21 protein-coding genes are annotated in these 13,967 nt (G+C 36.4%); 4 read left to right on the top strand and 17 right to left on the bottom strand.

What is annotated here, in order from left to right; genetic code table 11:
• From FFM67_RS10025 to FFM67_RS09955, 14 genes are all read right to left on the bottom strand, one after another.
• Nucleotides 1-519, bottom strand: a complete 519-nt coding sequence (locus tag FFM67_RS10025) for a DUF1642 domain-containing protein (RefSeq protein WP_137614425.1) — start codon at nucleotides 517-519, stop codon at nucleotides 1-3.
• A gap of 154 nt (nucleotides 520-673) precedes the next feature.
• Entirely contained in the window at nucleotides 674-1,369 is a 696-nt protein-coding gene (locus FFM67_RS10020) for an N-6 DNA methylase (protein WP_137614424.1), read from the bottom strand.
• A gap of 37 nt (nucleotides 1,370-1,406) precedes the next feature.
• On the bottom strand, nucleotides 1,407-1,895 hold the full coding sequence (locus FFM67_RS10015; protein ID WP_246042974.1) for a DNA cytosine methyltransferase: 489 nt from the start codon (nucleotides 1,893-1,895) through the stop codon (nucleotides 1,407-1,409).
• A 123-nt stretch (nucleotides 1,896-2,018) separates the two neighbouring features.
• Entirely contained in the window at nucleotides 2,019-2,261 is a 243-nt protein-coding gene (locus FFM67_RS10010) for a hypothetical protein (RefSeq protein ID WP_137614422.1), read from the bottom strand.
• Entirely contained in the window at nucleotides 2,262-2,618 is a 357-nt protein-coding gene (locus FFM67_RS10005) for a hypothetical protein (protein ID WP_137614421.1), read from the bottom strand.
• Between the two features lie 11 nt (nucleotides 2,619-2,629).
• Nucleotides 2,630-3,073 (bottom strand): single-stranded DNA-binding protein, encoded by a 444-nt coding sequence (locus FFM67_RS10000; RefSeq protein WP_137614420.1) that lies wholly within the window; start codon nucleotides 3,071-3,073, stop codon nucleotides 2,630-2,632.
• Nucleotides 3,074-3,409 carry a VRR-NUC domain-containing protein gene (locus FFM67_RS09995; RefSeq protein ID WP_137614419.1) on the bottom strand — a complete coding sequence of 112 codons (336 nt, stop codon included), beginning with the start codon at nucleotides 3,407-3,409 and terminating at the stop codon, nucleotides 3,074-3,076.
• On the bottom strand, nucleotides 3,406-3,594 hold the full coding sequence (locus FFM67_RS09990; RefSeq protein WP_137614418.1) for a hypothetical protein: 189 nt from the start codon (nucleotides 3,592-3,594) through the stop codon (nucleotides 3,406-3,408). Before FFM67_RS09990 ends, FFM67_RS09995 begins: the two co-directional genes overlap by 4 nt.
• A complete protein-coding gene (locus tag FFM67_RS12290) occupies nucleotides 3,594-5,879 on the bottom strand; it encodes a DnaB-like helicase C-terminal domain-containing protein (RefSeq protein ID WP_170178024.1) in 2,286 nt (761 codons plus the stop codon). The genes FFM67_RS09990 and FFM67_RS12290 overlap by 1 nt, the downstream gene beginning before the upstream one ends.
• Nucleotides 5,869-6,672 carry a phage replisome organizer N-terminal domain-containing protein gene (locus tag FFM67_RS09975; protein ID WP_137614417.1) on the bottom strand — a complete coding sequence of 268 codons (804 nt, stop codon included), beginning with the start codon at nucleotides 6,670-6,672 and terminating at the stop codon, nucleotides 5,869-5,871. The genes FFM67_RS12290 and FFM67_RS09975 overlap by 11 nt, the downstream gene beginning before the upstream one ends.
• A 4-nt stretch (nucleotides 6,673-6,676) precedes the next feature.
• A complete protein-coding gene (locus tag FFM67_RS09970; protein ID WP_137614416.1) occupies nucleotides 6,677-7,354 on the bottom strand; it encodes a putative HNHc nuclease in 678 nt (225 codons plus the stop codon).
• Nucleotides 7,355-7,359: 5 nt separating this feature from the next.
• Nucleotides 7,360-8,022, bottom strand: coding sequence for an ERF family protein (locus tag FFM67_RS09965; protein ID WP_137614415.1), 663 nt, complete (start codon nucleotides 8,020-8,022; stop codon nucleotides 7,360-7,362).
• Between the two features lie 147 nt (nucleotides 8,023-8,169).
• Nucleotides 8,170-8,361 carry a hypothetical protein gene (locus FFM67_RS09960; protein WP_137614414.1) on the bottom strand — a complete coding sequence of 64 codons (192 nt, stop codon included), beginning with the start codon at nucleotides 8,359-8,361 and terminating at the stop codon, nucleotides 8,170-8,172.
• 13 nt (nucleotides 8,362-8,374) lie between these two features.
• Complete coding sequence (locus tag FFM67_RS09955; RefSeq protein WP_137614413.1) at nucleotides 8,375-8,620, bottom strand: hypothetical protein; 246 nt, start codon at nucleotides 8,618-8,620, stop codon at nucleotides 8,375-8,377.
• A 53-nt stretch (nucleotides 8,621-8,673) separates the two neighbouring features.
• Here FFM67_RS09955 and FFM67_RS09950 point away from each other — a divergent pair, with 53 nt between their 5' ends.
• Nucleotides 8,674-8,871 (top strand): hypothetical protein, encoded by a 198-nt coding sequence (locus tag FFM67_RS09950; protein WP_016177906.1) that lies wholly within the window; start codon nucleotides 8,674-8,676, stop codon nucleotides 8,869-8,871.
• 171 nt (nucleotides 8,872-9,042) lie between these two features.
• Here the strand turns inward: FFM67_RS09950 and FFM67_RS09945 are convergent, their stop codons facing one another.
• The 3 genes from FFM67_RS09945 to FFM67_RS09935 form a co-directional block, all read right to left on the bottom strand.
• Nucleotides 9,043-9,891: a ParB N-terminal domain-containing protein gene (locus FFM67_RS09945; RefSeq protein WP_137614412.1), complete on the bottom strand. Its 849-nt coding sequence runs from the start codon at nucleotides 9,889-9,891 to the stop codon at nucleotides 9,043-9,045.
• Complete coding sequence (locus FFM67_RS09940) at nucleotides 9,888-10,784, bottom strand: DUF3102 domain-containing protein (RefSeq protein WP_137614411.1); 897 nt, start codon at nucleotides 10,782-10,784, stop codon at nucleotides 9,888-9,890. Before FFM67_RS09940 ends, FFM67_RS09945 begins: the two co-directional genes overlap by 4 nt.
• Nucleotides 10,785-11,005: 221 nt before the next feature.
• Complete coding sequence (locus FFM67_RS09935) at nucleotides 11,006-11,224, bottom strand: helix-turn-helix domain-containing protein (protein ID WP_170178023.1); 219 nt, start codon at nucleotides 11,222-11,224, stop codon at nucleotides 11,006-11,008.
• A gap of 156 nt (nucleotides 11,225-11,380) precedes the next feature.
• On the opposite strand from FFM67_RS09935, the gene FFM67_RS09930 reads away from it, so the two are divergent.
• From FFM67_RS09930 to FFM67_RS09920, 3 genes are all read left to right on the top strand, one after another.
• The gene (locus FFM67_RS09930) at nucleotides 11,381-12,019 is read left to right on the top strand and encodes a LexA family protein (RefSeq protein WP_137614409.1); all 639 of its coding nucleotides are present in this window, start codon (nucleotides 11,381-11,383) and stop codon (nucleotides 12,017-12,019) included.
• Nucleotides 12,020-12,035: 16 nt separating this feature from the next.
• On the top strand, nucleotides 12,036-12,596 hold the full coding sequence (locus FFM67_RS09925; RefSeq protein ID WP_137614408.1) for an Ltp family lipoprotein: 561 nt from the start codon (nucleotides 12,036-12,038) through the stop codon (nucleotides 12,594-12,596).
• Nucleotides 12,597-12,672: 76 nt separating this feature from the next.
• Nucleotides 12,673-13,809 (top strand): tyrosine-type recombinase/integrase, encoded by a 1,137-nt coding sequence (locus tag FFM67_RS09920; protein ID WP_137614407.1) that lies wholly within the window; start codon nucleotides 12,673-12,675, stop codon nucleotides 13,807-13,809.
• Nucleotides 13,810-13,967: the final 158 nt, after the last annotated feature.

The raw sequence follows: 13,967 nt of genomic DNA, 5'->3' as shown, positions 1-13,967 counted from the left end.
TCACACCTCCACTTTCTCGACAGTGCCATCAAAGAAAGAAGCTTCCTTTTCAGCCGATTCTTTATCATCAAAAACATGCGCTCGGTTCTCATCTGTAGTGAAATTATAAGTAATCGGGTCACGTGCTATAAGTTGAGTTATACCAGTAAAATAAAGTCTATTTGATTTAACAACCCACTTCGGCTCTTCCTCGACCTCGTAGCCGTCTAGCATACGTACAAGTGTCTCAATCGGTTTGCCATTTTTATTATCAAACCATTTACCAAACTCACTATCGTCGCTCGCATAGTCCTCAAACATATAGTCTAGAATCGCTCGATCTAGAACGTACTTATTAGTTTCGAACCATTTAGCCACAAACTCCGGCACTTTGACCTTCTGCGGTTCGTCTAGCTGCTCAAGCAATTCTCTAACTTTAGCGACTTTCACATATCTATCTTTTTCTCCGTGGATATCATGGCATTCTGTACACCACGCACCATATTCCTTGAGCTTTTCAATAACTTCTTGTTTATTCATTTCATACCTCTTTTCTTCCTTGATAGGCTGAGTTAGTTTACTTTTTCAGTTCTCCCATTTTTAAAAGTAAATCGGCGATCAAAACCGCTGAATCTTTTAGCAATTGCTCTTCTTCGCTTGTCCAAAATTTGTTATCCAAAATTTCACCTTCTAACTAAAATAAACTAAGCTGTGTAGAGTCCTCATCAGGCTCATACGTTTTAAAATACTTATCAACAATGGATATTGGGCTTTCAACATGCTCGATCGGCTCTTCAATCCACTTTCTTATGTCAAATTCTTTTTCTACATTCTTGCTATGCGGCATGACATTTAAACTACTAAACGTCATATAATCGTCTAAATCATTTTGGATGAAATAGACTTGCTTAGCTTCACGAGTTAGTGCATCACCATGAACGACCGTCGCATTCATTCCTCTGATCATCAGATTGAAAAGGAGAAATGGTAACGCTCTGTCAGATAACTCTTCGCATTGATACAGGAACATTGACGGCTTGTAGTCAAACGGCGACATGCTGATGCGATCATGATTCCATTTTTGGATCATCAAGCTGCCAGTCCCTGCTGCCACATCCAAATTATTTGAACCTGGTCCAACGATTGCTGAAAGTAGTTTTGAAATCGAATCCGGTGTAAAATCCTGGGCGAATTTCTTTTTATTCGCGTGCTCCTCTTCAAAGTAAGCATGAAACCAGTCGCGATCTAATCGCCATTCAATTTCTAAAAAAGCTTTGAAAGTTGGTTCTCTTTTTTCTTTATCAAACAAAATCGCCATTAGAGCATCTGAAGCTTTGTAACTTTCTTTGATTCCGAGCAACTCATTAATTTTTTCAGTAGTTAAATTCATAAAGCTTGCTCCTTTTTTTGCTACTTAATTGGTGTGGTTAGCGGAACTTCCATTGACTTGCCATTGCCTCAGCTATGCCTTTGAATGTTCTGCTACGTTCTTTCCATCGGTCCTCTCCTGGAGGCATCCGATGAATCCTATTTTCTCTACCCTCGACAATGTTTGTCGGTTCCAACGGTGGCAGATTCTTTAACCATAAACACGTTGCTTTCGTTTCCCCGTGACCAAACTGCCAAGGTTGAATGATCTGATCCGGTTTTCTAATCTTGCTTGAAATGACTGATATTGGATTCTCGATCGCTATTCTTTCAACTGGTAAATCCATCAACCATCTAACAAATTCTAATGCCTCGGCTTGCTCTTTCTGCTTATCTTTAAACCACCTAGCGCCACTGACCGCTAAATGGGTACACGGCGGATGACAGATAGCCAAATCGAATTGCTTAAAATAGTCTCTTCCAAGACTTTGTACGTCTCCAATCATATGAGGACCTGGCGCTTCACTTTCAAGTAAATCGAAAGACACCGCCTCATGACCTTTTTTTATAAAGGAATCTCGGACGATTCCTGAAAATTCACATATTACAGCTACTTTCATAAATATTTTCCTTTCAAAAAAACTACTTGATAGCGCCAGTTAGCGGAACTTTTACCCAATCTTCCTCCACCTTCTCAGTGGTCCTTTTCTGCCATTCGCTTGACAAGCAAGTAAATCAAATCTTACGCCTGCACGGCTAGGCGTTCGCTTGTGCTTTGGATTAACCGTCTCTTTATGCACGACGTGTCTAACGCCGTTTTGGTCCTCAACGATGAGTACATTTTTTAACGGTTGATCTAAATACTCGATTTCTTCTCCTTCGATGTATTCGCCGAAAATATTAATTGTTTTCATCTAAATTCCCTCTTTACCTTTTTTTAGCTTGTTATTTTTGGATAATCCATGCTTCCTCCTGACATAAGAAAATATTTTGGGGTCTATCCTGAATATTTCCCTCAACTGTTGCATAGTCCTTCCTTTTTTTATTTGATAAATAATTTCTTTTTCCAGTCCCGAACGTGCATCAAGATATCTTTGGTGTTTAATATCTATTCTGTTTTGCGGTAAAATTACTTCGTTTTTCTCAAGAATTTCCATTATTTTTTTATGTTTCTCGCATTTTGAACTGTCTAAATACCACTCTGGATCATTGATGAGCAGTAATAATTCGTTCCATGCCTGTTGCTGCGCTGGTGTTTTCCGGCTTCTCATATGAACACCTCCTAGAACGGCAGATCGTCGTCGCCGATGTCTATTGACGATCCACTAAATGGATCAGCATTCGGTTTACTATTACGGTTATTGCTATATGAATTGCCTGAAGAATTGCTTTGTGGGCTTTCTTTGCTCTTTCCTCCAGGGAAACTAAAGTTACTCACTACGATTTCGGTAATATACTTTTTATTTCCTTGTTGATCTTCATAATTTCTCACTTGAATTCTTCCAATTACTAAAATCTCGTCGCCTTTTTTAAAGTAATTATCAACTGTTTCAGCTGTCTTACCCCAAAACACAAGATTGATCCAATCGGTATCTCTATTTCCGTTAGCATCTTTAAAGTCTCTCGTAGATGCAATGCTTACAGAACCAACTGCTTTCCCTGACTGTGTATATTTTAAATCGATATCTTTGCCTAATTTCCCTTGTAAAACCACATTATTAATCATCTAATTTTCCTCCAAATTCTTTATTGATCTCTCGCCGTTCACTATCTCAATCGCTTGTTCTAAGTTCCAAGCAACGCCGTTCAGAATCTTATTTTCTTGTGCAACTTTCAAAAATTTAATCTGATCACCAGAAGGCTTACCTTTGCCAATTTTTACTTCTACAAAGAACAGCTTGCCATCCGTACTTCGTGCTCCGAATAAATCTGGAAACCCTTTTTCTAATCCTTGACCTCTCGTTTTATGAGTTAATTTCTTACCCGAATCTACTTGCCAGCACTTATGCCCTAAACGCCGCAACTCCTGTTTAATCTGCTTTTGAAGTTCTAATTCGTTCAAATGTCTATCACTCCATTTTTCTTCTCAAATTCAGCTATATCTATCGCAAGCCATTTCGTTTCTTCTGCCATATCGATTAGATTGTTCTCATATAGAATCGCAACTTGCTTTTCTAGCAACTTCACTAGCTTGCTTCTCTTTAATTCGTTTTCTTTTAGAATTGCTAAGTAAGTTTCCCCGTCCATCAGCCTCTCCATTCATCAAAATCGATGCTGAAATCCATGTGCTTTTTGTCAAAAATGAAAGGTGCTATACCTGTCATGCCTTCTCTATTTTTAGCAACATCGCAACGTATTTTTCGGCTGTCTTTTTCGTCGGCAGATAGTAGCAAGGTTACGTTTGCATCTTGTTCTAGTGATCCTGACTCTTTCAAATCGCTAAGCATTGGTCGCTTATCCTGTCGTTGTTCAACCGCACGACTTAACTGAGCCAATAAAATAATCGTAATACCATAATCAGTCGTGAGTTTTTTTAATTCTCTGGTTACTTCGTTCATTACTTGACGTTCATTTTTACGAGCGTCATTCACTGTTATCAGTCCTGCGTAATCTACGAAAGCAACATAGCGCTTGTCACCAATACGTTTTTTGATTGCATATTTAATGTCATTCAAATTTGAATATTCAGAAGTGAACACTCGCATATCGAATGATCTCTTCATAGCTTCATAAGCTTCTCTTGCTTTTACTTTGTTATCAGGACTTAGTTTGTCTTTACCTACGAACAATAGTGAATTGATATTAGTCACTTTGGAAACTAAACGTGTCATCAGTTCGTTTTGACCCATCTCAAAAGTAAAGAAGTCGCAAGCTACATCATTATTTTTAGTAAACAGCTCATACATGATGTTTAAAGCGAAAGCCGTATTATGAGTAACTATAAAATCGTTGCAAAGATACAACTGATCTTTGTTTTCAACTGAGATACAAGTTACTTCTTCATACCCAACTTCTCTAATTTCAGAAATTATCGATCTATTAAATTTCTTTCTAAATTTATGGTCACATTCTAAAAGAACATTTTTTTTAGTTGGCGTTTTGAATAATTCGGACAATTTACTAACTTCTGCCAAGACGGATATCTCATAACAGATATTTTTACCTCTTTCATCTTTTCTAATCTTATTTTCATACCCAATACTAAATAGCAGTTCTCTTACTTGATAAGCCATTTTTCTGGAAGTGGTGCTATATTTTACATAAGGACTATTCTTGCTTATATACGCTGATCCATCTGTATCAAACAATCCTCTTAATAGCTCAAGCCTTTCGCTTATACTTGATGTCATTAAATATTCAGGTATCTCTTTCAAATGAGAATATCTGACAATTTCTGGAATATTAGAAAAAACATCTTTTGTTTGTAAATACTTTTTATTCTTTTTGTGTTCTTTCAACTCGAAAACCCAACTATAATTTTTTGAACTTAATTTTTTGGGCTTTGTATTTGTTATTTCGGCTATTTTTATAAACACAAACTCGTCACATCCACTGATAGTTAAAGGTCTTTCTGATGAGCAGCCATCTCCCAAATACACACCAATCAAATAAGGGTCAATAGCCGACTCGTTTTGAGGATTGTATTCAACTGGACCGTTTAAAGGTATTGAGTATCTAGCATGTTTTTTCCCGTTCACATCTACTCTGTGCGTTCCAGTTTCAAAAATTTCTTTTGTTGTTATTTCCTTTAAATTTCCCTTTGATGTATAAACACTCCAGATGTGATCTTCATCAACAATTGTCTTTCTTCCATCTTTTAAAGTGACTTCAAAAGTTTTCAAAGTACCTCTCGGATATACGCCAACTACCTTAGTTGGTTTTCCGTGTTGATCAAAAACATAGTCATTTGGTTTTAAATCACCAAATCTTACTTTTCCTTTTGGTGTTGGTATTTCTAACCAATTCGGATGCCCTTTCCCAGTAGCAGGCCTTCCTGCCAAAACGATCAACTTACCTCCTGTTATTCCGCCACCTAAAAAGTCATCTAGTGGTTTATTAGTTGTCATTGCATTGCTGGGTCTATCCAAGCTATCGCAAAATTCAGCGAACGCTACGTCTAATCTGCCATCAGACTTGATATGATTGATCTCACGCTTTTCTTCTAGCAGTCGCTGTAACTTGTCCCCATCTGTTTTAGAAAGGGTCTGAGCGTAATTTGTGGACGCTGTATGCAACTTGCGGTCTAAGTAGGCATTGTGTATCTGTCTCGCTAATTCTCTTTCGATTCCTAACTGAGGTGCTAATCCTTTTAACGTTTCGAGATCATCAACTGTGCCAGCGCTAAACAAGTCAATGCTTCTCATTTCTCGATAGACTTGTTCTGTTGTGTAGTTCACGCCCCTAAGCCGAGTTAATGCTTCTACAATCATCTTTTGTTGAGGACTCTCAAACCATTCAGAATCAATATCAATGCTCGTAATGATCGATGGGTTGTTTAGCATTTCTGCAACTAGACTAAGTTCATTGTTCATATGCTTCAGCTATCTTCCTTTGTGATTCTGCTATTTCATCAGATATTGAAGAACTAATTTGTGGTCTGTATTCATTCAAGTAATCATCAAACTTGTTCCCAAAGAGCGTTACTGGTCTTAGGTATTTGTTCATCTCTTGATTGTTTATCCACTGACCTGTTTTTACATCAATCACTTTTTTAAAATCATCAAGCCTTTGACCTTCATTCCATCTTGCTTTGATCAGGTCTTTCCATTTTTGAGTAACTTTAAATGATTTGCTTGTTTTGTTGTTCAAGTATTTGATGATCTCGCTATATGGTATTTTCTCTTTATCTATATCTCTTTCTTTATCTAATTCTTTATCTATATCTGTTGCGTCACGTGACGTCACGCTAACGTCACTCTTAGACTCGAGCAATTCTTGTTTTTTACGTTCACGATATTTTCGATTTCTTTCAGCATTTTTAAGCCTAACTTGTTCCATTCCTTCAATATTCTGGTGTTTTTCCCAGTTGCTAATAGAAATTACTCCATCGTTGCTGATGTCAATCATGTTGAAATTAGCTAGCGTTGTCAGTGCTAGTCGGACTGTATTGACGTTTTTCCCAAAAAGAGTTGCTAGCATTTCTTCTGAGTAAGGCATATTTCTTTGTATATAAATCAAACCATCGTCGTTAGTCTTCCCTGCCAACACTAAAAGCCTTATCCAAATAACTAAGATTGCATCTGCTTCAGGAACAGCTTGTATTAACCTTATTTTTTCATCGTCGAACATTGTCGTCTTGAGCTTTATCCAACTTATTTCAGCCAAGTTCTTAACCTCCGATCCTCAACTTTTTAATCTCGTCTTGATTCAGTTTGATACCAATAACGTGATACTTATTCTTAAATTCCGTAATCCCCATTTGATGCTTTCTTTGATGGTGGGTTCTACAGAGTGCTGCAAAATTAAATTCTGTGTGGTCTACCTCACTTCGCTTTCTTCTTCCTAAAGCTTTATCAAAATGGTCAATATCAGCATTCTTTTTACCGCAAATACAACAGGTTCTTGTCGTTACACATTTATAAAAATAGTATTGTGTGTTTTGTGGTGGAATCTCATAGCCTTCACGAAATGGAATGTCATTTTCGAAGATAAAATCTAGTATCAATTCAGACAACGTAGATACTTCATCTACTGTATTCTCTGATTCATTCGATAAACTAATGTCTTTACCTGTGAAGTACCTAAATTGCCAATAAAACACGTCTTTAAGGCTTTCTAACGGTTCTCCAGTATAAATGTATATGTCCTGCATTAAAGCGAACACAAAGCGTCTCTGTTGCGGTGTAAAGCCACGTGGATCTTTGATGAAAAGCTCCGCTTGTCTCTCGCCATCAAATCCGTTGAAAATCGTCTTCAATCTTTCGATATTCAGTTCTTCTTTGAGTTCTAAAATAATTTTTCTTCCAGAAATATTTGTTATTTTTGCAAGATAAGAAAGGTTGTTCATGCTGATCACTTCTTCGAATAGGCTTTTTCTAACTCTTTAATATAGCGGTCAATGGTAAGAAACTGTTCTGTATCTAATTTCTCAATAGGGATTATGGTCAAAAACTTAGTATCTGATAGTTTTTTATACATTGCATCGGGCGTAATATCTGTACCTGTTTTTAAACTGGCTAGAATTGCTAACTCCTTGACCTTTGCTTTAAGTACTTTTGATTTGTTAGAATCGATTGTCTTTGGTTTTCCGCTATCTACTTGTTGCTTATATTCGTCTGTATCCGCGTCCTTAGTATCATCTATTTGATACAAGCCGTTCATAGCATATTTTCGAGCGTAGGATGAAGCTGTTCCTGTTATTTGCGATTCATCCATACCCTTTTTAGATTCGGGTTCTCTCGCGTTGCCTGTCGCCGAACGTTCTTCCCCTGTTTTTACATCTATAATGGAAGCAGTAGCTTGTATATAGTGCCAGTCACCTATCGCAATTGGCTCATCCGATAGGCGTGGTAGCAACCCGTATTTGAGTGCCAGCGGCTTCACGGCTTCTAAAATATCTTCTGCACTTCTATAGTTGTACTTGCCGAAATTATTTCGTTGACCCTCCGGAGCTTTTAATTCCGCAATCAAACTCAAAAGCTTTTCGTCAAGCGACATCTCTTTTTCTTCATTCACTGTATAATTCCTCCATTTCTTTTTTGAAGTCCTTACCGTTTTTATATCTCACAAGCTCCGCCGATATTTTGCTTTGCTCGAATTGTTGATTGATTACGAACCCACCAACGATCAGCTATTATCTTTCCTATTTTTAGAGCTTCTACTCTATTCATAGTCAGCCCCCTCGGTTGGCTTTTTTTGTTCATACTCCGCAATATCGTAGATCAGTACCAATCCAAAAATAGATGTAACGTACGCTATTTTTAACCAGTCAGGTACATTTCCTGTTAGTGTCGCACCAATTCCAAACATAAATAGCATCGCGCCTGTTCGTCTTAGCCAATAGATTTTTTTCATGCTGTTGCCTCCTCTACCTAAATTTATTCTTGTCCTTCCAATCCAAAAATTGATCAAACAGATTGATGTTTATCAGCACAATTTTGTATGTCGGTGCTCGATAACCTTTTTTGTAATCAGGATGTACTTTGAACTCTGCTAACAATCTTTGGAATGTAGATTCATGTCCTTCAAATCCGAAATATTTTATCGCTTCATCCTTTGGCATTGATAATTGAGGCAATTTGATGGTTTCTGCCAAGGCGATTTTTTCAGTCATTATTTATCCTCCTATCATTTGGTATACTCACTATATAAAGTGAGGTGAAAATTATGTCATTAACTAATGAACAACGCGCTCATGACTTAGCTCTATTAGCGGTAGAAGCTGAAGTCAACAGAAAATTAATTTCCCAAATAAATGGCGCTGATTACAACGCAGATGAAAAAGAAGTCGATATTTACGGATTGTATTATGACTTGTTCCATCGCAGTTTAGACGCTTTTAATCTAGACTTTCCAAAAGAATAGTCTATGAAGCCAGCTCATTTTTGAGTTGGTTTTTGTAATTTTTAGGTCGATGGTTACGCGCCCTTTTGGTCTCTCCATTCATCTCACCTCCTATGCTGTCTTGGGATTAATTTCGTCTAATGTTTTAAAAATCTTGCATGGTATGATAAAATAGTTTTGCTGATTACTCTCTTAGTCGACTATTGCCCAGTCGGCTTTTTTACTTTCGATGACTACAAAACCATTGCTGCTAATGTAATATTCAATTGCTCGACCGCTTTTTTTGGACAACTTAGCATTGTATCTGTCGATGAATTGTCTTGTAGCATCCGTCTGATTCATTGTGGCGGTCTTAATATTTTCGACAAATTCAATATCTTGATTTGTTCTTAAAATAATTCTGTTCAAATCAATACCTTCTATTTGATACAATCCCCATAAAGCGATACAAACTTTACTTTTGATTGGCGTGTTGGTTCTTTTTCTAAAATCATTTTTGTACCAATTTAAAAACTCTACAGTTTTTTCGTAATTAAAAAATTTAAAATCCCCTTCTTGAATAATTTTTTTATTCGTTCCTCCAGTGCTCATTGTATTCATTGACGAGACTAGTACTGCTGTAGTATCCGCATATCTCTCATTCAATAAATTCACAAGTTTGATATATTCTTCTTTTCCTTGATTCGCAAAAGCTTCAATGAAGTTCTTTAGCGACCACGGCTTTTGAACTGTATTCATTCTCACGATGTCGTGTTCGTTCAATCCTTTTTTAACAACAAATTCAACCGGCATTCCTACTTTTTCAGATGCTTTCAACCTACGCTGGCCGTCAATCACCATAAGATTTTCGTTCACGATGATTGGAGACAAAAACCCCTCTTTCGCTTGAACCAACATTTCTTTTCTTAAAAGGATGTTTCGGTTAAATTTGCTAAATTGGAAAATACTGTAATCTGTCGTTTGATAAACTTGATTTACAGGAAACCCACTTACAAAAACATTGCCTTGCCCTAATTCGCTAAATACTCTTTTTTCTGTCATTTTAATAACTCTCCCTCTATAATTTTTTTGTTTGGCAATTCACTTTTTATTTCTTTGACCCAACTTGATAAACGATCTAAACAATTTTCCAAGTTAGCTAAAGCTTCTTGATTCAAAGATAAGATTTGAAAATCCTTAGAATATTTCACGCCGGAATTTGATTGGATAAACGATTCAACATTCCTTTCAAGAGCGGTTATTCTTTCGTACGATTGTTCCTTTTGACTTATTTCGAATTTTGCCTTTTTTAATTCAGATAGTTCTTCTTTCAAACTATCATTTGTAGATTCGTTCTTAATTCGTTCTTCCAAGGCCTTCATTTCTTGTCTGATTTCTTCATTTTGTTTCTTATAGAATTCATAGTTCGTTTTCACTGCTTCATAATTCCCTTTGAAAAAGTTATAATCGTCAGGAACTTTTTCGATAACTATTTCTTTTTCAACTACTTCTGGCTGTTGCACGCTCATGTCATTGATGACATCTGACAAATTGTCTATCTGTTTGTCCTTTGCTTTGAGCTGTTTTTTTAGCTCTTGTAACTCTCTTACCGTCATTTCGTCAGGCGTTTTAGTTTCGCCTTTGGCTGTTTCGTGTGGTTGAGTTCGTTCTTCTTCTGGTAGAGTAGTGATGAGGTATAAAGCAGAACTTCCTAAATGACTAAACGTTGAGTCATTTGGCAATTCTTCAGCGACTTTCATAAATTTATACGCCTCTCGTCTATCCATGCCCAAAGATTGAATCCAGTCTATAAACTCTCCATGAGCCAAGTCATGCTCTTTCACATAATTTAAACGTCTTCCAATTTCCCATATTGATTGACCAGCAATCTGCTTATATGAGTTAATCTCAGCGGTTATCACATTAATGTCGTTCGACAACGTTATTTCTTGCAACTTTATTCTCCTTTCTGTTGTATAATTTCCTTTTGTTTTCAAATTTTTGTGTGTTCATGATGCAACCCTTTCTTTTGTTATTTATCGTGAAAACAAAAAATGTTTCACGAGGATTTTGTTTGTTTTTTAATTCTTCCAAATTGTTTTGTTTCACACAGAAAATCTTGTGGATAAGTTTCCTTTCCATGAAACTATGAAAGGATTTTGTTTCTTTTTGGAAACTATTTTCGTATTAAAAAAGAACCAACTTCTTCATCAGGAATATCTAAAACATTCATAATTTTAATAAAAGAAGGCAATGTAATGATGATTTGACCACTCATATATTTTGAGTAAGTTCCTTTCGTGACTTCTAATTCGCTTGCCATATCAACATCTTTTAGTTTTTTAATTTTCATTTTTTCTTCTAATTTTGATTTATCCACAGGAATCATTTTCATCTCACATCCTTTCGACATAAGTTATCATAACCTAAAAGTTTCCTGATGGCAACTATATTTTGAAAACTTTTTCTAAAATAATATATCTTGTTTCTTGTTACGAAACTCTTTAAAATGAAAGCATAGAACAGTAAGTTTTTTGAAGGGTTGATAAAAATGATAAATAACTATGATGCAGTTGCTTATTTAAGAGATATTCGAAGAAATAGACGGATTAATCAAGAAACAATTGGCAACTTATTGAATGTAACGAAAGCAACAATATCTAAGTACGAGTCTGGCAAGCTCCAAATGAACACTGAAGATATTTTGAAATACGCTGATTTTTTAAATGTTAATAGAGGAGATCTTCCCGATTTAGAAGTTTCCAGCAACCTATTTGTGGATGAATCATGTCTAAAAGTAGTTGGGTCGGTTCGTGCTGGTTATCCTCTTGAATGCTATGAAATTGCTGAAGACGTACCCGTTCCTTCATGGATTTTAAAAAAATTTCCTTCTGCGTACGGACTAAGAGTGCATGGCGAGAGCATGGATCGGATTATACCCGAAAATACGATTGCTGTTGTTAATCCGCAAAGTGAATTGCCTAATGGGAAAATAGCAATTGTTAGAATCAACGGTACCGAAACGACAATGAAGAAATTTTATGATTTAGATGGAACGATTGTCTTAAAACCGGAAAGCACCAATCCAGAGTACAAGACAATGATTTTTGATACAAAAAGAGAGCAAGAAGATTTACACATTGAAGGCCGGGTCGTGACATTCGTTCCCGATCCTGAAATAATTTTATAACTGAGGAGGAATTAAAATGAAAAAGGTAGTTTTAGTGTTGGTGATGTCTATTTTTTCAATCGGACTTGTTGGGTGCTCTGGAGATAGTGAAACCACATCTGGGGAAAGTTCTTCCTCGTATGATTTCGAAACAGAATTTGATGAAGCTAAAGAAGAAGTCGATGATGAAGAACTACTTGTTGACCCAGAAACTGAGGATGTGGCCGGCCAAGAAGAAGCAAGCTCTTTGCCAGAAACACAACTTGAATCAAGTTCTAGCGCTCCTACGTATGCTCAAGATGATTCTGTTACTAGACAACAAAAAAATGCACTAGGCGCAGCCGAATCGTATTTGGACTACTCATCTTTCTCAAAACTCGGTTTGTATGATCAATTGATTTTTGAGGAATATCCTGCTGATGCAGCTCAATATGCAATCGATAACGTAGAGGCAGACTGGAAAGCTAACGCTCTTCAAACCGCTCAAGATTACTTAGATTTTAGTTCCTTTTCTGATCAAGGATTGTATGATCAACTTATCCACGATCAATACACCGCCGAAGAAGCACAATACGCAATCGACAATTTACCAAACTAACCACCCCATGCCCATCTTTGGGGCTTTTTGTTAAACCCTAAAAAAGAACATACATTCGAATAAAGGAGCGATAGTTATGTGGATTGAAGAATTAACGAACGGGAAATACAAATATTCTGAACGATACATTGACCCATACACAGAAAAAAGCAGAAAAGTTTCAATCACACTTAACAGCAAATCTAATCAAGCTAAGAAGCAAGCAAGCATAGAACTTCAAGAAAAAATTGATAAGAAGATCGAAGAAAAGAATCAAATCAAGATTACACTTGGCGAGCTATTAGATGCGTGGTGGAATCAGCATAAGGTTTCTATTCGCCAATCATCACAAGTTAATTATGAGAAACTTTTGAAATACATACGAAAGAATATTAACACTGCTGCGGTGGTGCGAAATACAGACACAAGATTTTATCAAGATTTCATAAATGAGTTACCTCAATCTTACGAATATAAGAAGAAGTTTCGAAGTGTGCTAAAAATGGCGCTTGATTATGCAGTGGATATGGAAATGATCAAAATTAATCCTATTAACAGGGCGAAAGTTCCTAAACCAGCTTTAACAAAAGAAACTTATGAAAGAGTGGAAGATAAGTATTTAGAAGAAGAAGAAATCAACAAGCTATTGAACGTCTATTACAGCACGTTTCAGAGCGTCCATCACGGAAGGTTAGCTGAGTTCATGTATTTAACTGGACTGCGTGCAGGCGAAGCTATAAGCCTCACAATCGATGATTACGATCCGAATAGCAAAACTATAAAAGTGATTGGTACTCTAGATTATTCAGACGGCTACAAGAATGCAAAAAAAGAGATGCCAAAGACATTAGCATCATATCGTGAAATTGATTTATCGAATCGAACGATAGAAATAATTGACGAATTGATTTTAGAGAATAAGTTAAAATTTAAAGGAAAGACTTCTTATCTCTTTGTTGGCAAGACTGGCAAACCAATTCAAATCAATGCGTTCAACAATTCGCTAAAAGCTATGAATGACAAACTTGGTAAAGATGCTATCAAAAAGAAAATGTCTAGTCATATTTTTAGACACTCTCACATCTCCCTACTTGCTGAATTAAACATACCAGTAAAAGCAATCATGGAACGCGTAGGTCATGCAGACATGGAGACAACAATGAAAATCTACACTCATGTAACCAAGAAAACAAAAGCTAGTATTGTTGAAAAGCTTAATGCTAAAGGCAAATAGCTCATGCACCTTTTCTGCCCCTTTTGGTTTTTGACAAATAAAAAAGCAAGCTCTCAGGCTTGCTGTTACGCGGTTTATAAAAGACACATGCCGGATCCCACTTAGTTGGATTACTACGAAACAAATGTTCTAAAATACTGTCAAATCAACGTTTTTGT

The organism is Enterococcus viikkiensis (assembly GCF_005405345.1).
Classification (GTDB): domain Bacteria; phylum Bacillota; class Bacilli; order Lactobacillales; family Enterococcaceae; genus Enterococcus_A; species Enterococcus_A viikkiensis.
This window is presented reverse-complemented; position numbering and strand designations above follow the sequence as displayed.

Excerpts from the sequence above, each read along its gene's own strand:
- FFM67_RS09960 (WP_137614414.1), bottom strand. The coding sequence starts at position 8,361 with ATGAAAAAAATCTATTGGCTAAGACGAACAGGCGCGATGCTATTTATG.
- FFM67_RS09990 (WP_137614418.1), bottom strand. The coding sequence starts at position 3,594 with ATGGACGGGGAAACTTACTTAGCAATTCTAAAAGAAAACGAATTAAAG.
- FFM67_RS09930 (WP_137614409.1), top strand. The coding sequence starts at position 11,381 with ATGATAAATAACTATGATGCAGTTGCTTATTTAAGAGATATTCGAAGA.
- FFM67_RS10025 (WP_137614425.1), bottom strand. The coding sequence starts at position 519 with ATGAATAAACAAGAAGTTATTGAAAAGCTCAAGGAATATGGTGCGTGG.
- FFM67_RS09970 (WP_137614416.1), bottom strand. The coding sequence starts at position 7,354 with ATGAACAACCTTTCTTATCTTGCAAAAATAACAAATATTTCTGGAAGA.
- FFM67_RS09945 (WP_137614412.1), bottom strand. The coding sequence starts at position 9,891 with ATGACAGAAAAAAGAGTATTTAGCGAATTAGGGCAAGGCAATGTTTTT.
- FFM67_RS10020 (WP_137614424.1), bottom strand. The coding sequence starts at position 1,369 with ATGAATTTAACTACTGAAAAAATTAATGAGTTGCTCGGAATCAAAGAA.
- FFM67_RS10000 (WP_137614420.1), bottom strand. The coding sequence starts at position 3,073 with ATGATTAATAATGTGGTTTTACAAGGGAAATTAGGCAAAGATATCGAT.
- FFM67_RS10005 (WP_137614421.1), bottom strand. The coding sequence starts at position 2,618 with ATGAGAAGCCGGAAAACACCAGCGCAGCAACAGGCATGGAACGAATTA.
- FFM67_RS09955 (WP_137614413.1), bottom strand. The coding sequence starts at position 8,620 with ATGACTGAAAAAATCGCCTTGGCAGAAACCATCAAATTGCCTCAATTA.
- FFM67_RS10010 (WP_137614422.1), bottom strand. The coding sequence starts at position 2,261 with ATGAAAACAATTAATATTTTCGGCGAATACATCGAAGGAGAAGAAATC.
- FFM67_RS09950 (WP_016177906.1), top strand. The coding sequence starts at position 8,674 with ATGTCATTAACTAATGAACAACGCGCTCATGACTTAGCTCTATTAGCG.
- FFM67_RS09925 (WP_137614408.1), top strand. The coding sequence starts at position 12,036 with ATGAAAAAGGTAGTTTTAGTGTTGGTGATGTCTATTTTTTCAATCGGA.
- FFM67_RS09920 (WP_137614407.1), top strand. The coding sequence starts at position 12,673 with ATGTGGATTGAAGAATTAACGAACGGGAAATACAAATATTCTGAACGA.
- FFM67_RS09935 (WP_170178023.1), bottom strand. The coding sequence starts at position 11,224 with ATGAAAATGATTCCTGTGGATAAATCAAAATTAGAAGAAAAAATGAAA.
- FFM67_RS12290 (WP_170178024.1), bottom strand. The coding sequence starts at position 5,879 with ATGAACAATGAACTTAGTCTAGTTGCAGAAATGCTAAACAACCCATCG.